The organism is Actinomadura sp. BRA 177 (genome assembly GCF_013372625.1).
Lineage (GTDB): Bacteria > Actinomycetota > Actinomycetes > Streptosporangiales > Streptosporangiaceae > Spirillospora.
The window spans coordinates 1-21,180 of sequence record NZ_JABXFD010000399.1 but is presented as its reverse complement, the minus strand read 5'-3'; the positions used below and the strand labels follow the sequence as shown (position 1 = coordinate 21,180).

General features: G+C 74.0%; 21 protein-coding genes and 1 pseudogene. 15 read left to right on the top strand and 7 right to left on the bottom strand.

Features of this window, described 5'->3' with window-relative positions; translation table 11 throughout:
* Window positions 1-451: 451 nt before the first annotated feature.
* The 3 genes from HUX53_RS23855 to HUX53_RS23845 all read left to right on the top strand — a co-directional run bounded on the left by HUX53_RS23855 (window position 452) and on the right by HUX53_RS23845 (window position 4,953).
* The gene (locus HUX53_RS23855) at window positions 452-2,251 is read left to right on the top strand and encodes a sensor histidine kinase (protein ID WP_176405457.1); all 1,800 of its coding nucleotides are present in this window, start codon (window positions 452-454) and stop codon (window positions 2,249-2,251) included.
* Entirely contained in the window at window positions 2,242-2,916 is a 675-nt protein-coding gene (locus HUX53_RS23850; protein WP_176405456.1) for a response regulator transcription factor, read from the top strand. The genes HUX53_RS23855 and HUX53_RS23850 overlap by 10 nt, the downstream gene beginning before the upstream one ends.
* 279 nt (window positions 2,917-3,195) lie before the next feature.
* Window positions 3,196-4,953: an ATP-binding protein gene (locus HUX53_RS23845; RefSeq protein WP_176405455.1), complete on the top strand. Its 1,758-nt coding sequence runs from the start codon at window positions 3,196-3,198 to the stop codon at window positions 4,951-4,953.
* A gap of 3 nt (window positions 4,954-4,956) precedes the next feature.
* Here HUX53_RS23845 and HUX53_RS23840 read toward each other — a convergent pair whose 3' ends face one another.
* From HUX53_RS23840 to HUX53_RS23825, 4 genes are all read right to left on the bottom strand, one after another.
* Window positions 4,957-5,592 carry a TetR/AcrR family transcriptional regulator gene (locus tag HUX53_RS23840; RefSeq protein WP_176405454.1) on the bottom strand — a complete coding sequence of 212 codons (636 nt, stop codon included), beginning with the start codon at window positions 5,590-5,592 and terminating at the stop codon, window positions 4,957-4,959.
* 13 nt (window positions 5,593-5,605) lie between these two features.
* On the bottom strand, window positions 5,606-6,466 hold the full coding sequence (locus tag HUX53_RS23835; protein WP_176405453.1) for an oxygenase MpaB family protein: 861 nt from the start codon (window positions 6,464-6,466) through the stop codon (window positions 5,606-5,608).
* Between the two features lie 66 nt (window positions 6,467-6,532).
* The gene (locus HUX53_RS23830; protein WP_176405452.1) at window positions 6,533-6,928 is read right to left on the bottom strand and encodes an STAS domain-containing protein; all 396 of its coding nucleotides are present in this window, start codon (window positions 6,926-6,928) and stop codon (window positions 6,533-6,535) included.
* A 76-nt stretch (window positions 6,929-7,004) separates the two neighbouring features.
* Window positions 7,005-7,856: a PaaX family transcriptional regulator C-terminal domain-containing protein gene (locus tag HUX53_RS23825; protein ID WP_309237401.1), complete on the bottom strand. Its 852-nt coding sequence runs from the start codon at window positions 7,854-7,856 to the stop codon at window positions 7,005-7,007.
* 167 nt (window positions 7,857-8,023) lie between these two features.
* On the opposite strand from HUX53_RS23825, the gene HUX53_RS23820 reads away from it, so the two are divergent.
* The 10 genes and pseudogenes from HUX53_RS23820 (at window position 8,024) to HUX53_RS23780 (ending at window position 16,046) form a co-directional block, all read left to right on the top strand.
* Window positions 8,024-9,175 (top strand): RNA-guided endonuclease TnpB family protein, encoded by a 1,152-nt coding sequence (locus HUX53_RS23820; RefSeq protein WP_176405451.1) that lies wholly within the window; start codon window positions 8,024-8,026, stop codon window positions 9,173-9,175.
* On the top strand, window positions 9,139-9,909 hold the full coding sequence (locus tag HUX53_RS23815) for an ABC transporter ATP-binding protein (RefSeq protein WP_309237402.1): 771 nt from the start codon (window positions 9,139-9,141) through the stop codon (window positions 9,907-9,909). The genes HUX53_RS23820 and HUX53_RS23815 overlap by 37 nt, the downstream gene beginning before the upstream one ends.
* Window positions 9,906-10,601 carry an ABC transporter ATP-binding protein gene (locus HUX53_RS23810; RefSeq protein ID WP_176405450.1) on the top strand — a complete coding sequence of 232 codons (696 nt, stop codon included), beginning with the start codon at window positions 9,906-9,908 and terminating at the stop codon, window positions 10,599-10,601. Before HUX53_RS23815 ends, HUX53_RS23810 begins: the two co-directional genes overlap by 4 nt.
* Window positions 10,598-11,461, top strand: coding sequence for a branched-chain amino acid ABC transporter permease (locus tag HUX53_RS23805; RefSeq protein WP_176405449.1), 864 nt, complete (start codon window positions 10,598-10,600; stop codon window positions 11,459-11,461). Before HUX53_RS23810 ends, HUX53_RS23805 begins: the two co-directional genes overlap by 4 nt.
* A complete protein-coding gene (locus tag HUX53_RS23800; protein ID WP_176405448.1) occupies window positions 11,458-12,492 on the top strand; it encodes a branched-chain amino acid ABC transporter permease in 1,035 nt (344 codons plus the stop codon). Before HUX53_RS23805 ends, HUX53_RS23800 begins: the two co-directional genes overlap by 4 nt.
* A gap of 5 nt (window positions 12,493-12,497) precedes the next feature.
* Window positions 12,498-12,623, top strand: a pseudogene (locus tag HUX53_RS41445) (hypothetical protein); the annotation flags it as partial.
* A gap of 100 nt (window positions 12,624-12,723) precedes the next feature.
* Entirely contained in the window at window positions 12,724-13,992 is a 1,269-nt protein-coding gene (locus HUX53_RS23795) for a long-chain fatty acid--CoA ligase (protein WP_255205562.1), read from the top strand.
* Window positions 13,989-14,792: an IclR family transcriptional regulator gene (locus tag HUX53_RS23790; RefSeq protein WP_176405447.1), complete on the top strand. Its 804-nt coding sequence runs from the start codon at window positions 13,989-13,991 to the stop codon at window positions 14,790-14,792. The genes HUX53_RS23795 and HUX53_RS23790 overlap by 4 nt, the downstream gene beginning before the upstream one ends.
* Window positions 14,793-14,883: 91 nt before the next feature.
* Complete coding sequence (locus HUX53_RS23785; protein WP_176405446.1) at window positions 14,884-15,903, top strand: aromatic ring-hydroxylating dioxygenase subunit alpha; 1,020 nt, start codon at window positions 14,884-14,886, stop codon at window positions 15,901-15,903.
* Window positions 15,900-16,046: a hypothetical protein gene (locus HUX53_RS23780; protein WP_176405445.1), complete on the top strand. Its 147-nt coding sequence runs from the start codon at window positions 15,900-15,902 to the stop codon at window positions 16,044-16,046. The genes HUX53_RS23785 and HUX53_RS23780 overlap by 4 nt, the downstream gene beginning before the upstream one ends.
* Before the next feature lie 2 nt (window positions 16,047-16,048).
* Here HUX53_RS23780 and HUX53_RS23775 read toward each other — a convergent pair whose 3' ends face one another.
* Genes HUX53_RS23775 through HUX53_RS23765 form a run of 3 tightly spaced genes read right to left on the bottom strand, consistent with a single transcriptional unit; the run spans window position 16,049 to window position 19,204 of the window.
* Entirely contained in the window at window positions 16,049-17,656 is a 1,608-nt protein-coding gene (locus tag HUX53_RS23775) for an ABC transporter permease (protein ID WP_176405444.1), read from the bottom strand.
* Window positions 17,653-18,549, bottom strand: a complete 897-nt coding sequence (locus HUX53_RS23770; RefSeq protein WP_176405443.1) for an ABC transporter ATP-binding protein — start codon at window positions 18,547-18,549, stop codon at window positions 17,653-17,655. Before HUX53_RS23770 ends, HUX53_RS23775 begins: the two co-directional genes overlap by 4 nt.
* Window positions 18,542-19,204 (bottom strand): TetR/AcrR family transcriptional regulator, encoded by a 663-nt coding sequence (locus HUX53_RS23765; protein WP_176405442.1) that lies wholly within the window; start codon window positions 19,202-19,204, stop codon window positions 18,542-18,544. The genes HUX53_RS23770 and HUX53_RS23765 overlap by 8 nt, the downstream gene beginning before the upstream one ends.
* 213 nt (window positions 19,205-19,417) lie before the next feature.
* Here HUX53_RS23765 and HUX53_RS23760 point away from each other — a divergent pair, with 213 nt between their 5' ends.
* Entirely contained in the window at window positions 19,418-20,371 is a 954-nt protein-coding gene (locus HUX53_RS23760; protein ID WP_309237400.1) for an iron chelate uptake ABC transporter family permease subunit, read from the top strand.
* The coding region (locus HUX53_RS23755; RefSeq protein WP_176405440.1) for an iron chelate uptake ABC transporter family permease subunit at window positions 20,368-21,180 on the top strand (813 nt) is incomplete at its 3' end. The genes HUX53_RS23760 and HUX53_RS23755, both read left to right, overlap by 4 nt.

Sequence of the window (21,180 nt, the reverse complement as noted above, 5' to 3'; positions counted from 1 at the left end):
GCGCACGGCCGTCTCGTTGTTCATTTCCCCCGCGCCCCTTTCTGCGCATGTCCCCCATTGCTCGCGGAAAACGATCCTGACATTACCCGCCAGGTCCGGCAACCCAGGCGAACCCGGACCGCGGACCGGGTTTACCCGGTGAATGTGAATTCCTTTCATCGGGTGTTGAAAGGGCGTCTGACCAGGATCATGACGGGGGCCCGTCCCGCGTCAAGGGGTGCGCGTCCCGAATGGTCCCGGCGGGGCGGGACTCCGGCCCGGCAAGATCGGGACGGAAACGCCGGAACGGCGTGCGCATCGATCGGATAACGACGCTGTTCGGACCGCGGTGGAGTCGGGAACAATTCCGGTGCGCCCGCCGCGCGGCGGCCCGCCCCGGCGCCGCGTCCGGGAAAGCACGGACCGGTGCCCCGTGGGTTTCCGGTGGCAGGACGTCCCGCGAGGTCCGAGCATGGAAAGGGTGGTCGTGGTGATTTCCGCCCCGCGGCGGCGCAGGTCGCCACCGTGGTTCGGCGCGGAGACGAGGCGCGCCCTCGCCGCCGGGCTCGCGGTGGCGGGACTGGCGCTCCTCGCGGGCTGGCCGTACTGGCGGGACCACCCGGCCGCGGCCGTGCTCACGCTGGCCGGCTGCGCCGCCATCGCCGTGGCGGGCGTGCTGCTCGCGACCGGGACGCGGACCCGCCGCACCGGGCTGCTGTTCACGGCCGCGTCGCTGTGCTGGGCGGTCACCTGGGCCGCGAGCCGGGACGCGTCCGTATGGCCGATCGTCTCCCAGTACGCGCAGGCCACCTTCTACCTCGCGCTCGCCGTGGGCGTCCTGATGTACCCGGCCGGGCGGCTGGAGTACCGGGCCGACCGGATCTGGACGGTCGCGGGCTGCGCGGTCCTGTGGGGCTGCCCGACCGCGATCTGGTTCACCTCCGAGCCGGAGTGGGCGGCGTTCCGCGGCGAGTCGGTGTGGTGGCCGTCGTCGTTCACGAACCTGGCGGTCTTCCGGATCGTCCTGCCCCTCTCCGCCGCGCTGTACGTCGTCCTCGCCCTGTCGCTCGCCCTCGTGCTGACGATGCGGCTGCCGCGGATGGGCCGGATGCGGCGGCTGCTCGCCCTCCCGGTGACCCTCGCCATCGGGTTCGTCGGCGTCTCCGCCGCGTTCACCCAGAAGTCGGTCATGGCGGAGGCGGTCCCGCTGGACGACCTCCTGCGCGCCTACGTGATCCAGGGCGCGGTGGTCGTGCTCGTCCCGCTGACCCTGCTGGCGTCCGGGCTGCGGGTCCGTATCAGCGAGCTGACCGTCGCCGGCCGGATGCTCCGCCTGACCGCGCCGATCTCGGTCGAACGGGTCCGGGACGCGCTGCGCGACGTCCTGCACGACCCGACGCTGGAGCTGTGGTTCTGGGCGCCGATGGAGGACACCTACGTCGACACCGCCGGGCGTCCCGTCGACCTCGATCCGGACGGCGGTGCGGACGGGGAGGCCGGTGGACGGTGGCGGCGCCGGGTGCGCAGCGCCGCCGGGGACCCGCTCGCCGTCGTGGAGCTGGGCGGCGCGCTCCGCGACCACGAGTCCCTGGTCGAGGCGGCGCTCGCCGCGGGCGGCCGCGCGCTGGAGACGGCGCGGCTGCAGGCCAGCGTGCACGCCGGCCTGGAGCAGGTCCGCGCCGCCTACCGCCGCCTCGTCCGCGCCGAGACCGTCGAGCGCGAACGGCTCGCCCGCGACCTGCACGACGGTGCGCAGCAGCGGCTGCTCGCGCTCGGCGCGATGCTCGGCACGCTGGAGGCGGTGTCCGGCGACCCGGCGGTGAAAGAGCTCGCCCGCACCTGCCGCGCCGAGCTGATGGAGGCCCTCGCCGAGCTGCGCGCGCTCGCCCGCGAGGTGCAGCCCGCGCTGCTCGTCCAGGACGGCCTCGGCCCGGCGCTGGAGGTCGTCGCCGAGCGGGTCGGCGTCCGGGTGCGGCTCGACGTCGCCCCGCGCCGGTTCTCCCGGGAGATCGAGTCCACGCTTTACTCGGTGCTTTGCGAGACTCTGTCGTACGCTGTCGACCGCGCGCACGCGACCCAGGTGCACGTCCGGGTCGGTCACGAGGACGGCCGGCTGGCCGCGGAGCTGACCTGTGACGGCACGGGCCCCCGCGACGCCGCCGCCGACCTCGCCGGGCTGTCCGGCCGGGTCCGGGCGCTGCGCGGGCAGATGGACGTCGGCGGCGGTCCCGGCGAGGGCACGAGGGTAAGGATGGACCTTCCATGCGAGTAGCCGTGGCGGAGGACAGCGGGATCTTCCGGCAGGCACTGGTCACCCTGCTCACCACGGTAGGCATCGAGGTCGTGGTGTCCGCGGGCTCCGGCGAGGAGCTGCTCGCCCGCGTCGCCGGCGACCCGCCCGACGTGGCGATCGTCGACCTGCACATGCCGCCGACGTTCACCAACGAGGGGGTCGTCGCCGCCCGCCGGCTGCTGGAGCGCCACCCGGGGCTCGGCGTCCTCGTCCTGTCCGCCTACAACGAGACCCCGCAGGCGATGGAGCTGTTCCGCGACCAGCCGCGCGGCGTCGGCTACCTGCTGAAGGACCACGTCACGGACGTGGACGGCCTGCGCTCCGCGCTGGAGCGGGTGATGCGCGGCGAGGTCGTCATCGACCCGGACGTGGTGAGCCGGCTGGTCGAGGCCCGGCACCGCGAGCAGGAGCTGTCCCGGCTGTCCGGGCGCGAGCGGGAGGTCCTGGCGCTGATGGCCGAGGGCCACTCCAACGCGGGCATCGGCAAGCGGCTGCACCTGTCCGCCCGGACGGTCGAGGACCACGTGCGGGCCATCTTCACCAAGCTGAAGATCGCCTCGACCGGCGGGCCGCCCGGCCCGCAGGACAGCAACAAGCGGGTGCTCGCCGTCCTCACCTGGCTGCGGGCCGCCGAGACGCGCTGACGCCCCGGGCCGCACATCGATCAGGGCGCATCAATCAGGTAACGGGCCCTCCCGCTTTCCGCCCCGGGTGCGGAAAACTGACCGCGGGAGTCGGGTCGGTGTGGCTCCGGTGGTGGCCCCCGCACGCCACCGGCACGCGCCGCGAGCCGTGTGCCGGGGCCCCGTGCCAGGGCACCTCGTCCGGCACGCTCCCATGCTCCCGGTACCGCGTGCCACCGCACATCCGGGAAAACCCCACTCCCGGACAGTGGTTTCCCGGGACGAGACGCAAGGAAGGCGGTGAGGGCCGTCCCCCGCTGGCCGTTGTGGCTGGGCGCGCGGGTCCGCCGCGCCCTCGGCGTGGGCGCGGCCGTCGCGGCGGCCGCGCTGGTTTGCGGCTGGCCGTACTGGCGCGGGCATCCCGTCGAGGCCGCGGTCACCCTGGCGTGCTGCGGCGGATTCGCCGTCGCGGGCGGCCTGCTCACCGCCGGCCGGGTCGGACGGCGGACGGGCGCGGCGTTCGTCTTCGCCGCCGCGGCCTGGGCGGTCACCTGGACGGCGGCCTGGAACACCGGCGCGGCGCCGGTGGTGTCGGTGTTCGCGCAGTCGGTGTTCTTCGTCGCGATCGGCGTCGGCGTCGTGATGTATCCGGGCGGCCGGCTGGAGGGCGCCGCCGCCCGGCTGTGGACGGCCGCCGCCGTCGTCATCATGGTCGGCGGCCAGGCGCTGCTGTGCGCGGTCTCGCGCCCCCGCTGGAACGGCTTCGCGGCCGGGGTGGCCTGGCCGTCCGTCCACCCCGCCGAGGAGGTCTTCCGCTGCGCCCAGCGCGCGGTGACGGTCGCGATGGTCGCGCTCGCCGGCGCGCTGGTGGTCCTGCTGCTGGCGCGGGTGCCCCGCACCGGGCGGCTGGACCGCGCGTTCACCGTCCCCGTCATGGTGGCCGTGACCGGCGGCGTCAGCATCGCCCTCGCGATCCAGGGCACCCTCCTCGGCACGTCGGTCACCCTCGACGACGTCCTGCTGGTCTACTTCGTCCAGGGCTTCTGCGCCACGACGCTGCCGATCGTCTTCCTGTTCACCGCGCTGCGCGCCCGGCTGTCCGAGCTGACCGTGGTGGAGCGGATGCACCGCCTCACCGCGCCCGTCTCGGTGGCGAAGGTCCGCGACGCCCTGCGCAGCGTCCTCGGCGACGGCACCCTCGACCTGTGGCTGTGGGACGGCGGCGGCTACGTCGGCGTGGACGGCCGCCCGGTGGACGCCCCGCTGGAGAGGGGGCCGGGCCGCTGGCGGCACGAGGTCCGCACGTCCGGCGGCGAGCCCCTCGCCACCGTCGACGTCGCCGCCGCGCTCCGCGGCCACGAGCCGCTCGTCGAGGCGGCGCTGACCGCGGGCGGCCGGGCGCTGGAGACCGTCCGCCTGCAGGCCGCCGCGCAGGCCACCCTCGAACGGGCCCGCGACGCGCGGGAGCGCCTCGTCCGCGTCCAGGCCGCCGAGCGCGAGCGGCTCGCCGCCGACCTCAAGCGCAGCGCCCGCGCCCGCCTCCGCGCGCTGGAGGAGACCCTGGCCCGCCTGGAGGACGCCGCCGCGGACCCGGCCGCCCGCGAGCAGGCCCAGATCTGCCGCCGCGAGCTCGCCGAGGCCGTCGCCGAACTGGACGACCTGGCCCGCGGCGTGCACCCGGCGATCCTCGCCGACGCCGGCCTGGCCCCGGCGATGGAACTGGTCGCGTCCCGTGCCGCCGTGCCCGTCCGGCTCCACCTGCCCGCCGGCCGCTTCCCGCCGGAGATCGAGTCGACCCTCTACTTCGCCCTCTGCGAGGCCCTCACCAACGCCGTCAAGCACGCCGGGGCCACCGCGATCGACCTGGCCGTCCGGTCCGGCCCGGACGAGATCGTGGCCGAGGTCCGCGACGACGGCGCCGGCGGCGCCGCCCTGTCCCCCCGGGGCGGCCTGGCCGGCCTGACGGACCGCGTCCGCGCCCTCCGCGGCCACGTGACCGTCCACAGCCCGCCCGGCGAAGGCACCACGCTCACCATCACCCTTCCCGCGCTGCGCTAGCCGTCAGGGGCGGACGACGATGGGCAGCAGGTAGCGGCGGGCGAAGGCGCGGGCGCCCTCCTCGTCGAGGGGGATGTGGCCCTCGGGGGTGAGGACGAGGGAGTGCGTGAGCCGCACCAGGATCTCGGCGACGACCTCCGGGTCGACGTCGGCGGGGGCGGCGCCGAGGCGCTGCGCGGTGCGCAGCCGGCCGGCGATGTAGCCGCGCGCGGCGGCCAGCAGCGGCCCCGCCTTGACCGTGGAGTGCGGCAGGATCAGCTCCGGCTCGACGACCATCAGCCGGTTGACCAGCCGCTGCTCGCGGCTGATCCGCAGCGCGACGGCGAACCCCTCGACGAGGCGCTCGGCCAGCGTGGGGAGCGCGGCGACGGCCTCGTCCAGCTCGGCGAAGAAGCGCCGGGCCTCGCGCAGCAGCACGCCCGTGACCAGGTCGCCCTTGGTGGGGAAGCGCCGGTAGATCGTGGCGCGGCCGAGCCCCGACTCGCGGGCCACGTCGTCCATCGTGGTGCGGCGCGGCCCGTAGGTCTCGAAGCACCGCAGCGCCGCGTCCAGGATGCGGTCGGCCTGCGGCTCGCGCTCCGGGCCGGCGGTGAGCAGGCTGCGCAGCAGTTCGTCGTCGCTCGTCCTGTCGCTTGTCATGGTGCGGCCGACTTTAGCCGCCGCGCGACCTGCGCATGGCGCGGGCGGCGACGGGGGAGTGGCGCAGCGGTTCCGGCGTGAGCGCCCCGGCGAGCCGGACGCTCCGCGCGAGGACGTCGAAGCGGCGCTGGTCGCCGGCCGTCCAGCGCAGCCCGAACCGGTCCCGCAGGACGGGCGGGAGCGTGGCGATGCCCGTCTTGCGGAGGACGCGGCCCGGGGGGAGGGCGAGCCCCGTCCAGACGGTCTTCGGCAGCGGCCAGTTCGGAGGCGGCGGAAGCGGCTTGCGGTCCAACTCGATGAGCAGGTCGACGGTCTCGTTGCGTTCGAGCCGGTCCTCGACCATGCCGTCGAAGTAGGTGCGGAACGCGGCCGGTCCGTCGGGGAGGTGCCGCTCGGTGATGCCGAGGGCGAGCGCGAGGTCGCGCCATTCGCGGAAGAGCGCCGCCTCCTTGACCGGGCTCAGGGGGCGGCCGAAGACCCGCTGCGTCTCGACCATGCCGCGGTAGAGGGTCGCGTGGACCCACAGGTACGCCTCGGGGTTCAGCGCGTGGTAGCGGCGCCCGCCGGCGTCCACGCCCTTGATGTCCTTGTGGATCTCGCGGAGCCGGGCGGCCTCGGTGCGGCCGCGCTCCTCGCCCCGGTAGCCGAGGAAGTCGAACGTGGACTCCATGGTGCGCTGCAGCCGCCCCCACCGGTCGCTGAGGAAGTCGGAGTGGTCGGCGACGCCGGCGCCGACGACGGGGTGCGCCACCTGCAGCAGCAGCGTGGACCTGGCGCCGAACACGCCGCGCCAGTCGCCCGCGTACCGCCAGGTGAGCGAGGACGGTCCGGGGATGGCGCCCGCCGGGCGGGCCGGGGAGTCGAGGCTGTGCATGGCACCTCGCCCTGTGAGACGACAATACGATTTCCGTCTCACCGTATTACCGCGGCGGCCGGCGCGCTAGTCCGCGGCCAGCGCGTCGAGGGCCTGCTCGGCGGTCGGGTGGGCGACGAGGTGGCGGTCCAGGCCGCTGCGCTCGATGATCGTGCGGAACCGCCGGTCCAGCCCGGCCAGCACGAACTCGCCGTCGGCCCGGTGCGCGGCCTTCCAGATGATGATGAGCGCGTTGAGGCCGGAGGAGTCGCAGAAGCCGACCCCGCCGACGTCCAGGGCGATCAGCGGCGGCCGGTCCAGCTCCCGCATGTCGGCGAGGACGCGCTCGCGCAGCCGGTCGGCCGTCAGGATGGTGAGGTCCCCCGCGGCCTCCACGAGCAGGCAGGGGCCGCGGACCTGGCTGCGCACCTCCAGCGCGTCGGCGGCGGACGGGTCCTGCGGGTCGCCGGCTCCGAGAGACATGCTGATCACCTTCCGTTGGTCGCCGGGCACCCGGCGTACCCGCGAAAGGGGCAGGTCATGCAGGACGGCCGGGGGATCAGGCCGTCCGGACGTACTCGATCGCGGCGTCGGCGAGGCGCCGCGCGGTGGCCTCGTAGCGGTCCCGCAGCTCCAGCAGGACCTGCTGGCCGCGGACGGCGGGCCAGCCGGCGGGCAGGTGCTCGACGGGCAGCCGCGGGTCGGTGCGGACCAGCTGCAGCCACTCGGTGGTCATCCACAGGTAGCGGGCGAGGTCGTCGGGGGCGTGCGGGAGCGGGTCCGGGCGGTCCCAGCGGTCGAGGAACGCCCGGTGGCCGGCCGCCAGCCCGTCGAGGTCGAACGCCTCGCGGAGCATGTGCGGGACGTCCGTGGGTTCCTCGGCCGGGCCCGCGAACACCTTCAGGTGCCCGTTCAGGTTGAGGCCCGCGACGATCGGGCGGACGTCCACCCGGGACGGGGCGATCCACGTGCCGTTGCCGAGCGACCCGAACCCGGCCCAGGTCAGCCGGGCGCGCAGGTCGTGCCGGACGCGCTGCCACGACTCGGGCATGGAGAACGCGAGGACGGTCCAGCTGCCGTCCCAGTCGGTGTTGAGCACGCCGCGCCGCCAGACGCGGTCCTCGCCGTCGTGCAGGATGCCCGCCGACCTCCGGGTGAGCCCGAAGTGCATGCGGCGGCCCTCGCGGTGCCGCGCCAGCAGGCCGCGGCCGACCATGCGGGTCAGCGTCGACCGGACGGCGTGCTCGCCCACGCCGAGCCGCGCGAACGTGTCGATGAAGCTGCCCGAGAAGACCGCGATGTCGCGCCCGAGCACGTAGTTGCCGAGGTAGGTCAGCATCAGCGACTGCGGCCGGAGCCTCGGGGACGGCTCGTCCGACGGCACTGGCCCGGCCGCGCTGTGTGCACTCACCCGTTCGGCTCCCGTCATCCCGCCAGCGTAACGAGGGCGCCGGGGCTCCCCGGACCGCCGCCACGTTGATGTTCGGCAAATCATTGACGCCGTGAATCACTGACCGGCAACATGGGAATCTATAACTCACCGTTGTGGTGTGAAGACATTGTGTTACCGTTCCTGGTGTGAAGCTTGTGGTGCAGGTGAAGCTGCTTCCCGACGCCGCCGCAGATGCCGCGTTGCGGGAGACGCTAAAACTGTGCAACCAGGCCGCCGGGCACGCCTCGCGTCGCGCGCACGCTACCGGTGTGAAGGGCAAGACCGCGTTGCAGCGGCTGGTGTACGGCGAGTTGAAGGCGATGGGCCTGTCGGCTCAACCGGCGATCCACTGCGTCCGCAAGGTCGCCGGGGCCTACGCCACACTGGCCGAGAACCTCAAGGCGGGCAACTACGGGCCGCAAGGCTCGCGGCGCCGCGCCCGGGTGGAGGGCGAGCCGGTCCGGTTCCGCAAGGACGCCGCCCAGCCCTTCGACGACCGGTCACTCTCCTGGCAGATCCAAGAGCGCACCGTCAGCGTCTGGACCGTGCGTGGCAGGCTCAAGAACATCGCCTTCGCATGCTCGGCCGAGCATGCGGCAGTGCTGGCCGCGCACCGGCGGGGCGAGTCGGACCTGGTGTGGCGGGGCGGCTGCTTCTACCTGTACGCCACCTGCGACGTCCCGCAAGCTCCCGAGTACGTGCCAGACAAGTTCACGGGGGTGGACCTGGGCATCGTCAACATCGCCACCACCTCCGACGGCACCGTCCACTCCGGCAAGCGCATCAACCAGGTCCGCCACCGCAACCGCCGCCTTCGCCGGCGCCTGCAGCGCAAGGGCACCAAGTCGGCCAAGCGGCTGCTGCGTCACCTGTCGGGCCGTGAGGCGCGGTTCGCGGCCGACACCAACCACCGCATCTCCAAGCAGATCGTGACCGAGGCTCAACGCACCACGCACGGCATCGCCCTGGAGGATCTGGGCGGTATCCGTGCGCGGGTCCGGCTACGCAAGCCCCAGCGGGTCACGCTGCATTCCTGGAGTTTCGCCCAGCTCGGCGCGTTCATCACCTACAAAGCTCAACGCGCCGGCGTGCCGGTGGTGTTCGTGGATCCGCGGCACACCTCGCAGGGGTGTTCGGTGTGCGGCCACATCCACCGCAAGAACCGGCCCGACCAGGCCACTTTCCGGTGCACGTCGTGCGGCTTCGCTGAGCACGCCGACGTCAACGCAGCCCGCAACATCGCCGCACGCGGCGCCGCGGGCTGGGCAGTGAGTCACGCTGCCGACGACGCGGCCTGACCCGCCAAACCCAGTGGCGGCGAAGAGCTGCAAGCTCGGCCCCTTCAGGCCGAGAAGCTGACCAAGCTCAAGTCGGCCCCAACGGCGCGGGCAAGTCCACCCTGTTCAACCTGATCAGCGGCCATCTCGCCGCCGACCACGGCACCCTGTCCTACGGGGGACGGCCGATCGACCGGCTGCCTCCGCACGCGCGCGCACGGCTCGGCATCGCGATCGTGTTCCAGGGCGCCCGGCTGTTCCACGGGATGACCGCGCTGGAGAACGTCATGGTCGGCGCGCACGCCCGCACCCGGCACGGCTTCCTGTCCGCCACGCTCCGGCTGCCCGCGCACCGCCGCGAGGAGGCCGCGATCCGGGCGGACGCCCTGGCCGCGCTCGACCGCGTCGGGCTGCGCGACTGGGCGCACCGCTCGGCGGACGTCCTGCCGCTCGGCCAGCAGCGGTCGCTGCAGGTGGCGCGGGCCCTGTGCGCGCGTCCCCGGCTCCTGCTGCTGGACGAGCCGGCGTCCGGGCTGCGCGCCGCCGAGCGCGAGGCCCTCGCGCAGCTGGTCGAGAGCCTGCGCGCCGAGGGGTTGACGATGATGCTCGTCGAGCACGACGTCGCGTTCGTCGCGCGCCTCGCCGACCGGGTCGCCGTCCTGGACCTCGGCCGCCTCATCGCCGAGGGCACCCCGGACGAGATCCGCGCCGACCCCGCCGTCATCGCCGCGTATCTCGGGGAAGAGGCCGCATGAGTCCGGTGATCGAGGTGTCCGACCTCGTCGTCCGGTACGGGACGGCGACGGCGCTCGACCGGGTCGGGCTCACCGTCCGGGCCGGGGAGCTGGTCGCGCTGATCGGCCCGAACGGGGCGGGCAAGACCTCGCTCGTCAACGCGGTCCTCGGCGTGCTGCGCCCGGCGGCGGGACGGGTGGACCTTCGCGGGCGGGTCGCGCTCGTCCCCGAGGGGCGGCGGATGTTCGACGACCTGACCGTCGAGGACAACCTCGTCCTCGGCGCCTGGCGCCGCCGCCGCGCGAAGGGGGCGCGCGACACCGCCCGCGTGTACGAGGTGCTGCCGCGGCTCGCCGACCTGCGCAAACGGCGCGCCGGGTCGCTGTCGGGCGGGGAGCAGCAGATGGTGGCGTTCGGGCGGGCGCTGATGGCCGAGCCCGACGCGATCGTCGTGGACGAGCTGTCCCTCGGCCTCGCCCCGCTCGTCACCGCCGACCTCGCCGAGCACCTGCGGGCGCTGAACGCCGAGCGCGGCCTCGCCGTCCTGCTGATCGAGCAGAACGCCCGGCTGGCGCTCGGCCTGTGCGGGCGCGGCTACGTGCTGGAGGCGGGCCGCATCCGCGCCGAGGGCACCGCCGCCGACCTCGCGGCGGGCCCCGACCTGACCGACGCCTACCTCGGCGGGCCCGCCGGCGGGAGGGCCGGGGCATGAGCGACTTCGTGCAGTACCTCATCTCCGGGATCGCGGTCGGCTGCGGCTTCGCGCTGCTGGCCAGCGGCCTCGTCGCGATCCACCGGGTGACCCGCGTGGTGAACTTCGCGCAGGGCATGTTCGCCGTCGCCGGCGGGATGACGGCCGGCTCCTTCCTGGCGGCCGGGCTGCCGCACGGCGCCGCCGAGGCCGCCGCCGTCGCCGTGGCGGGCGCGATCGGGCTCGCGGTCGGCATCGCCGCCACCGGGAAGCGCGGCACGTCCCCGCAGTCGGCGCTGATCGTCACGCTCGGGGTCGGCTTCCTCGCGTACGCGGTGGAGATCATGATCTGGGGGGACAGCCCGCGCTCCTACCCCGGGCTGCGCGGCGCCGTGACGCTGTTCGGCGCGCACGTCCAGAAGCAGTCGTTCCTCGTCATCGGCGTCGCGGCGGCCGTGTTCGCGCTGCTCGCCCTGTTCTTCGGGCGCACCTACGCGGGCAAGGCGCTCAGCGCGTGCGCGTCCAACCCGTACGCGGCGCGCGCCATGGGCATCGACCCGCTGAAGATGGGATTGGTCGCGTTCGTGCTCGGCGGGATGCTCGGGGGCCTCGCCGGAGTGCTGCTCACGCCGCTGCAGCCGATCTCCTACAACAGCGACGTCCTGCTGATCACCAACGGGTTCGCGGCGGCGGTGCTCGGCGGCCTGAACCGGCCGGTCGTCGCGCTCGCCGGCGCGCTGACGCTGGGGATCGCCGAGGCGATGGTCGCGGGCTACGGCGAGGCGTCCTACCAGACCGTCGTCGCGCTGGCGCTGATGCTGGCGATCATGATGGTGCGGGCCTCGCGCAGGACCGCGCTGCAGGAGGAGGCCGCCCGATGAGCGTGTCCGTCCGCAAGACCTCACCGGCGGCCGCCCCCGCGGTGCGGCGGCGGCCCGCGTTCGGGACGCTCGCCGCGGTGGCCGTCTCCGTGGTCGCGCTGCTCGTCCCGGTGCTGCTGCCCGCGACGCAGGTGTCGGTGTACGTGCTGCTCCTGCTGTCGGCGACCGTCGTCGTCGGGCTGTCGATGCTGATGGGGTTCGCCGGCCAGGTCTCGCTCGGCCAGGCGGCCTTCACCATGATCGGCGGCTACACGGCGGCGCTGACCGCGACGCACGGCCTGCCGACCTGGCTGGGGCTGCTGCTCGCGCCGGTCGTCGCGGCGGCGTGCGCCGCGCTCGTCGGCGTCCCGCTGCTGCGGCTGCGCGGCCACCAGCTCGCGTTCGCGACCCTCGCGATCCAGCTCATCCTGCTCAGCCTCGTCGGACGGCAGGAATGGACGGGCGGCGACATCGGCCTGCAGGGCGTCCCGCGCCTCCAGGTCGCCGGGTACGAGTTCGCGGGTGAGATCTCCTACGCCTACCTGGCCCTCGGCGCCCTCGGGCTGGTCGTGCTGATCACCCGGCACATCGTCACGTCCCGTCCGGGACGCGGCCTGCGGGCGCTCGCGACCAGCGAGGTCGCCGCCGCGTCGTCCGGGGTGCCGGTCGCCGTCTACAAGCAGACCGTGTTCAGCCTGTCCGCCGGGTTCGCGGGCCTGGCGGGCGGCATCTACGCCTTCTACATCGGCTACGTCGCGCCCGGCTCGTTCCCCGTCCTGCTGTCGTTCGAGTACGTCGTGATGGTCGTCGTCGGCGGCGCCGGGACGATCTGGGGCGCACTCGCCGGCGCGACCGCGATCACGCTGCTCCTGCAATTGCTGAACGACATCGGCACGCGGGAGGGGATGCCGGCGTCGGCGCCCACGGTCCTGTCCTACGCGGTCTACGGGCTGCTGCTCATCGCGGTCGTGCTGTTCCTGCCGAAGGGCCTCGTGCCGTCCGCCGCCGCGTGGTGGGATCGCCGCAGGGCCTCGAAACCGACGGAGGGGTGACGCGCATGCGTAACGAAGGACTCGGGTCGTGGCCCGCCCGCCGCGCCCGCAAGACCCCGCGCGCGGCGGCCCTCGTCCACGAAGGCCGGACGCTCACCTACGCGGACCTGCTCGGCCGCGTCGCGCGCCTCGCCCACGCGCTGCGCGGCCTCGGGGTCCGGCCCGGCGACCGGGTCGCCTACCTCGGGCCCCAACCATCCGTCGTTCCTGGAGACGCTGTTCGCGACCGGCATGCTCGGCGGGATCTTCGTGCCGCTCAACACCCGGCTCGCCGCCCCGGAGATCGCCTACCAGCTGGACGACTCGGGCGCGTCCGTCCTCATCCATGGGCCGTCGCACGCGGACCTGGTGGACGGTCTGCCCGGCGGCCGGGAGCACATCGCGCTCGACGCCTACGAGGAAATGCTCGCCGGCGCGGACGGCGACCCGCTGGACCTCCCCGTCGCGCCCGACGACCCCTGCATGATCATGTACACGTCCGGGACGACCGGGCGGGCCAAGGGCGCGACGCTCACCCACGGCAACATCACCTGGAACGCGATCAACGTCCTCATCGACCACGACCTGGTCGCCGGCGAGGTGGCGCTCGTGTCGGCGCCGCTGTTCCACACCGCCGGGCTCAACATGCTCACGCTGCCGGTCCTGCTCAAGGGCGGGACGTGCGTGCTCGTCCCAGCGTTCGACCCGGCCGCGACGCTCGACCTGATCGAGGAGCGGCGGATCACGTTCATGTTCGGGGTGCCGACGATGTTCCAGCGGGTCGCCCGCGAGCCGGGCTGGGCCGCCGCAGACCTCTCCTCGCTGCGCATCCTGACGTGCGGCGGCGCCCCCGTCCCGCCGTCCCTGATCGAGACCTACCAGGAGCGGGGCCTGACGTTCCTGCAGGGCTACGGCATGACCGAGGCCGCTCCCGGCGTGCTCTTCCTCGACGCCGAGCACGCCGTGTCGAAGGCGGGCTCGGCCGGGGTGCCGCACTTCTTCAGCGACGTGCGCGTCGTCGGCCCCGGCATGGCGGACGTCGCACCGGGCGAGACCGGCGAGATCGTCGTCCAGGGCCCGCACGTCATGCGCGGCTACTGGGGACGGCCCGGCGACACCGCCGCCGTGCTCGGCGACGGCTGGTTCCGCAGCGGCGACGCCGCCCGCCTCGACGCCGACGGCTATGCGTTCATCGTCGACCGAATCAAGGACATGATCGTCTCCGGCGGCGAGAACGTGTACCCGGCGGAGGTCGAGCACGCGATCCTCGCCGCCGCCCCCGACGTCGTGGAGTGCGCGGTCATCGGCGTCCCCGACGGCACCTGGGGCGAGGTCGGCCGCGCCGTCCTCGTGCCGCGCGACGGCGCGGACGTGGACCCGGAGAAGGTGCTCGCCGCGCTGTCCGGCAGACTGGCCCGCTACAAGATCCCCAAGTCGGCCGTCCTCGCCGCGGAGATCCCCCGCAACGCGGCCGGGAAGATCCTCAAGGGACGGATCCGGGAGGAGTACGGCGAGCCATGACCGCCACCGGCAGGGCCACCGGGACGCGGCCCACGGTCACCAGCCGCGTCCTGGACATCCTGGAGGCGTTCTCGGCCGAGCGCAGCGCGCTCACCATCACGCAGATCGGCCACCGCGCGGGCCTGCCGCTGTCCACCGCGCACCGCCTCGTCGGCGAGCTGGCCGCCTGGGGCGCCCTGGAACGCGACGCCGACGGCCTCTACCGCATCGGGCTGCGGCTGTTCGAGGTCGCCGCGCTCGCGCCGCGCGGCCCCGCCCTGCGCGCCGCCGCGATGCCGTTCCTGGAGGACCTGTACGAGGCGACGCACGAGAACGTCCACCTCGCCGTCCTGGACGGCCTCGACGTCGTCTACATCGAGCGGATCTCCGCCCGCGACGCCGTGCACGTCCTGTCCCGGGTCGGCGGCCGCTGGCCCGCCCACGCGACGGGAGTCGGCCTGGCGATGCTCGCGCACGCCGACACGGCCCTGCAGGAACGCGCCATCGGCGGGCCGCTGCGCCGCTTCACCGCCAAGACGATCGCCACCGGGCCCGAGCTGCGGCGCGTCCTCGCCGAGGTCCGGCGCACAGGCGTGGCGATCAGCGACGGCCAGGTCGAGACGTTCGCGCTGTCGGTCGGCGCGCCCGTCTACGGCCCGGACGACACGGTCGTCGCCGCCGTCGCGATCGTCGTCCCGTCCGACGGCTGGGAGGCGCGGACGCTGATCCCGGTCGTCCGCGCCAGCGCCCGAGGTATCTCCCGGGCCCTCGGCGCGCCCCGCGCCGTGCGCCCGCCGGAGACCGCGCTGCACGAGCACTGACGGGTTCTTCCGTCCAACGGAATCGGTGTGGCCCGCGTCACCGTCCCCCCGCGATGGTCGTCGTGACCCCAACGACCAGGAGGAGCGACCCATGCCGTTCGCACGCGACCAGTGGTACGTGGCGGCCTACAGCCAGGAGGTCGGCGACGACCTGTTCGCCCGGACGATCTGCGGCGAGCCCCTCGTCATGTACCGCACGCAGGCGGGGGAGGCCGTCGCGCTCGCCGACCGCTGCGTGCACCGCCGCTTCCCGCTCTCGGAGAGCAACCGCGACGGCGACCGGATCGTCTGCGGCTACCACGGCTTCACCTACGCGCCCGACGGCGTTTGCGTCGCCGTCCCCGGCCAGACCCGCATCCCCCGCACCGCCCGCGTCCCCGCCTACCAGGTCGTCGAGCAGGACTCGTTCATCTGGGTGTGGATCGGCGACGGCGAGGGCGACGCCTCCGCGATTCCGCGCGCCACGTGGTTCGACTCTCCCGACTACACCACGGTCCGGGGAATGGAGCCCTTGGCCGCCCGCTACGAACTGCTCGTCGACAACCTCCTCGACCTCTCCCACGAGACGTACCTGCACGCCGGCTACATCGGCACGCCGGAGGTGGCGCAGACCCCGATCAACACGGAGGTCGACGAGGAGGCGGGCATCGTCTACGTGAGCCGCCGCATGAAGGACGTGGAGTGCCCGTCCTTCTACTCCGAGTCCACCGGCATCGAGGGCCGCATCGACCGCTGGCAGGACATCGAGTACTACCCGCCGTGCCTCTACCTCCTGCACAGCCGCATCGCCCCCACGGGCGTCGAACCGGGCCCGGACGGCGACGACTCCAAGGCGTTCCACGTCGAGATCGGCTACGCCATCACCCCCGAGACCGAGACGAGCACGCACGACTTCTGGCTCGTCGCCCGCGACTTCGCCCGCGACGACGAGAAGGTCTCCACGTTCCTCGCCGAGAGCAACCGCACGGTCGTCCTGCAGGACGTCGAGGCGCTGAACATCCTGGAGAAGGTCATCGCGACCGAGCCGGAGGGCTACCAGGAGCTGTCCATCAACATCGACACCGGCGGCCTCGCCGCCCGCCGCATCCTGCAGCGGCTGACGTCCCGATGAGCACCGGCCGCCTGCGGGTCGAATGGTCCCCGGGCTCCGACACCCTCACCGGCATCTGCCACTGCGGCGCCCACCACACCGCCGAGGACCCCATAGAGATCTGGACCTGGCTCCTCGCCCACCCCGACCACCCGGGCTCGTAGCGTCACGCGATGTCGCGGCGGCGGAAGGCCGTCAGGCCGGCCGCCGCCAGCGCGACCGCCGCCGCGGTGAGGGCGATGAGGGGGAGCGGGGCCGCGGCGCCGCCGGGGAGCTTCGGGGTGTGGGTGAACGGTGAGACGTCCATGACGGCTTGCGGCAGGTTGAGGAGAGGGGCCACTTGACCCAGCAGCAGGCAGATGGTCAGGACGCCCCAGCCGGCGGACGTGGCGCGGGGGAGGAGGGCGAAGAGGAGGAAGGCCGCGGCGGCGATGACCCATACGGCGGGCAACTGGACGAGCGCTGCGGCCAGCTGGCGGGGGAGTTCGCCGCCGAAGTCGTGCGAGCGGGCGCCGTGGACGACGCCGACGGCGGCGCCGGTGAGCGCGAGGAGGACGACCGTGCCCGCGACCGTGACCGTCAGGCCGGAGACGGCCCAGCGGACGCGGCTGACACCGGTGGCGAGGATGGGTTCGAGGCGTCCGCTGCTCTCCTCGGCGCGGAGCCGCTGCACGCTCTGCACCGCGTAGGCGGCGGTGAACAGGGCCATGATGCTCATGGCGGTGGCGAGGAGCGCGTCGGTGAGGTTCTGCTGTCCGCCCAGTTCGCGAATGTCGTCCGCTATCGCCGCGTTGCCGCCGGCCAGGTCGCCGGCTCCCGCCGCGATACCGCCGACCACGAGCCCGTACACCGCGAACGCGGCGGACCAGCCGATCAGCGTTCCGCGCTGCAGGCGCCAGGCGAGGGCGAGCGGGCTCCGCAGTGACGGCGCCGCGTTCGCCGGGCCGGGGGAGGAGGCCAGGATCCCGGCGCCGAGGTCGCGGCGTCCGGTCAGCGCGTACGCGGCGGCGACGAGGAGCGCGGAAGCGGCCAGCGGGAGAAGGAGGACGGCCCACTGCTCGCCCGCCAGCGGACGCACCTGCTGCGCCCAGCCGACCGGGGACAGCCACGAGAGCCAGTGCACCGAGCCGGCGTCGGCCGCACCCCGGACCAGGTACGCCGCCCCGAGGACGGTGAACGCCAGGCCGTTGGCGAGCCGGGACGTCTCGGCCAACTGCGCCGTGACCGCCGCGACACCGGCGAACACCAGCCCGGTGCCGAACCAGGACAGGCCGAGCGCGGCCGACCCGGCGGCGGGCACCCCGAAGAAGAGCAGCACGGCGGTGACGATGGCCGCGAGGGTGGCCGCCGCCGTCACGGCGGCCAGCAGCGCGGCGGTCAGCGGCGCGCGGCGCCCGACGGCGGCGGCGCCGACCAGCTCAAGCCGCCCGTTCTCCTCCTCGGCGCGGGTGTGCCGGACGACGAGCAGCACGCACATGACGGCGGTGAACGCGGCGCCGGTAGTACCGACCCGCCACACGCTGAGCCCGGCGGCCGTGTCGCCGTTCAGGACGGGCCCGTAGAGCGCCCGCGTGGACGGGTTGTCGTTGATGCCGCGCGTGAAGTCGGCGAGCGCCGCCGGCGTGCCGTACTCGTGCTTGAAGCTGTAGGCGTTGCTGGAGACGTACGCGGTCAGCCCGTAGATCCATGCCGACATCATGATCCGGTCGCGGCGCAGCCACATCTTCAGCAGCGGGCCGGCACCCGCCGGCGGGCGCAGGGTCGCGGCGGTCATGACGCCGTCTCAAGGTCGTTCTGGTAGTGGCGCAGGAAGAGCTCTTCGAGGGTGGGCGGACGGCTCGTCAGGGCGCGGACGCCGATCCGCGTGAGCTGCTGGAGCGCGGCGTCCAGCTCGGGGGTGTCGACCTCGAACGTGATGGTGTTCCCGTCGATGCGGACGCCGTGCGCGCTCGGCAGCGGGACGCCGTCGGGCGGCCCGGCGAGTTCCGCGTGGATCGAGGTGCGCGTCAGGTGCCGCAGGTCGGCGAGCGTGCCGGTCTCGACCGTCCGGCCCCTGCGGATGATCGTGACGCGGTCGCAGAGGGCCTCCACCTCGCTGAGGATGTGGCTCGACAGGAGGACGGTCCGGCCGCCTCGCTTCTCCTCCCGCACGCACTCCTGGAAGACCTCCTCCATGAGGGGGTCGAGACCGGACGTGGGCTCGTCCAGGATCAGCAGTTCCGCGTCGGACGCGAGCGCCGCGACGAGCGCGATCTTCTGGCGGTTCCCCTTGGAGTAGGCGCGGCCCTTCTTCCGCGGGTCGAGCTCGAAGCGGTCGAGCAGCTCGGCGCGGCGGTGCGCGTCGAGGCCGCCGCGCAGGCGCCCGAGCAGGTCGATGACCTCGCCGCCGGTCAGGTTCGGCCACAGCGTGACGTCGCCGGGGACGTAGGCGATGCGGCGGTGCAGCGCGGTGGCGTCGCGCCACGGGTCGCCACCGAGCAGCCGGGCGGTCCCGGCGTCGGCGCGCATCAGCCCCAGCAGCACGCGGATGGTGGTCGACTTCCCGGAGCCGTTCGGGCCGAGGAAGCCGTGCACCTCGCCGGGCCGGACGGCCAGGTCGAGCCCGTCCAGGGCGCGCGTCCGGCCGAACGTCTTGACCAGGCCCTCGGCCCATACCACGTCATTCATCGTTCCGCTCCTTGCTGAGTGCCGCCTCGTAGGCGTCCAGTGCCGCGTGGCCCTGCTCGGCGATCTCCGGGCTGAGCATCCGGCCGGCGAAGATCTCCAGGACGGCGCGCCGCAGCCGCAGCGAGCCCTCGGTCGTGAAGGTGTCGGCGCCGAGCACCCGCGACAGGTGCTCGTGCAGCACCTCGGTGCCGACGGTCATCGCGACGAGCGCGGCGGCGAAGGCGTGCGGGTCGCGGGTGGCAGGGGCGTCGAACCCGGGCGGCGGGTCGGTGAAGTACTGCTCGGTCGTGCCGACCAGGTCGTCGAACAACCGGGCCGCGGCGGCGGAGTCGTCGACGAGCGCGCGGGCCAGGTAGCGGCGCACCGGCAGGCCGAGCCGCTCCGCCCACGCCTGGAAGCCGGGATCGCCGAGGCCGCCGCTCGCGGTGCTGAGCCGGCGGACCGTGTCGACCGTGTACGCGTCGCACGCCTCGCGCAACTCGTCCTTCGAGCCGAAGTGGTGCTGGACGAGCCCCACCGAGACCCCGGCGGCCTCGGCGATCCCGCGGAACGTCGCGCCCTTCACGCCGCGCTCGGCGAACAGCAGCAGCGCCGCGTCCCGGATGCGCGCGCGGGCCGTCAGATCCTCCGGCGCGCCGTCCCTGCCCGTGGCCATGCCGCCTCACTCCCATACAAGCGTTCAATCTCCAATATGCTTGTATACCATACGCTCGTATTGTCGCGGGCATGCGTGCCGGGCGTCCTTGAAGGAGGAGTTAGCTTAGGCTAGCCTCACCTTGTGTTGTCCCCCGCGCGAACTCGCCCGCCGCGCCCCTCCGCGAAAGGGGGACGGGCCTCCCGCCGGCTCTGGATTCCGCTCCTCGCTGCCGTGCTGCTGGCGACGGTCGTGGCGAGCCTCGCGATCGGGGCCGGGGACGTCCCGTTCGGGCGGGTGCTGCCCGGCGTGTTCTTCCCGGACGACGGGTCGCGGGCGGAGCTGATCGTCCACGAGCTGCGGCTGCCGCGCACTCTGCTCGGCATCGTCGTCGGCATGGCACTCGGCCTGGCCGGCGCCGTGATGCAGGCCCTCACCCGCAACCCGCTCGCCGAGCCGGGGCTGCTCGGCGTGAACGGCGGCGCCGCGCTCGCGGTCGTCCTCGTCATCGGCGCGGCCCGCGTGGACAACGTGCTCGTCTACGTATGGGCGGCGTTCGCGGGGGCGGCCGGCGCGGCGGCCCTCGTCTACATGATCGGCGCGCGCGGCCGGGGCGGCGCCTCGCCCGCGCGGCTGGTGCTCGCCGGCGCGGCCCTCAACGCCGTGTTCAGCGCGATGACCGCCGGTGTCATGCTGCTCACCCCCGGCAACTTCAACGGCTTCCGGTTCTGGCAGGTCGGCTCGCTCGGCGGCCGGGAGATGTCGGTCTTCTACCAGGTGGCCCCGTTCGTGCTGGCGGGAACGGTCCTGGCGCTGCTGCTCGCCCGCCCACTGAACGCGCTCGGCATGGGCGACGACGCGGGCCGCGCCCTCGGCTCCAGCCCCGGCCGGACGCGGGCGCTCGGCGCGCTCGCCGTGGTGCTGCTGTGCGGGTCCGCGACGGCGGCGGCCGGGCCGATCTGGTTCCTCGGGCTCGCCGTCCCGTTCATCGTCCGGACGGCCGCCGGCCCCGACCAGCGGCTCGTCCTGCCGTACTCGCTGCTGCTCGCGCCCATCCTGCTGCTCGGCGCGGACATCATCGGCCGCGTCGTCACGCCCGGCGAACTGGAGACCGGCATCGTCACCGCGTTCCTCGGGGCGCCGCTGTTCGCGGTGATGGTCCGGCGGGGAAGGACGCGCGACCTATGAGAGTGCTGCGCGCGGGCGGCGTCTCGCTGCGGTGGGAGCCGCGGGCGGCGGCGGTGTGCGGGCTGCTGGCGGCGGTCGCCGCGTCCGCCGCCGTGCTGGTCGTCGGCTCGGGGGAGTTCCCCATCTCGCCGCCGGACGTGGTCCGCGCCGTCCTCGGGCAGGGCGACCGCGCCACCGAGTTCATCGTCCAGACGCTGCGGCTGCCGCGCGCCCTCACCGGGCTGCTCGCCGGCCTCGCGCTCGGCCTCAGCGGCGCGATCTTCCAGAGCATCTCCCGCAACCCGCTCGGCAGCCCCGACTTGATCGGCTTCACCACCGGCTCGGCGTCCGGCGCGCTGCTGCAGATCCTCGTGTTCGGCGGCGGCGCCGTCGCGATCACGGTCTCGTCGGTCGCGGGTGCGGTGCTCACCGCCCTCGCCGTCTACCTGGTCGCCTACCGGCGCGGCGGCGGGGTGCACGGCGTCCGGCTGGTGCTGATCGGCGTCGCCGCGGCGGCGATGCTGGAGGCGCTGAACTCCTACCTCATCACCCGCGCCGAGCTGCGCGAAGGCTACGAGGCCGCGTTCTGGCTGACCGGCAGCCTCAACGGACGGGACTGGGACCAGGCCGTCCCGCTGGCGATCGCGCTGGCCGTGCTCGTCCCGGCGGCGCTGCTGCTGGCCCGCCCGCTCGGCATGGGGGAGCTGGGAGACGACGCGGCCCAGGCGCTCGGCGTCCCCGTCCAGCGGTCGCGGGCGCTGCTCACGGTCGCCGGGGTCGGCCCCGTCGCGGCGGCGACCGCGGCGGCCGCCGTCTCTTTTACACATCTG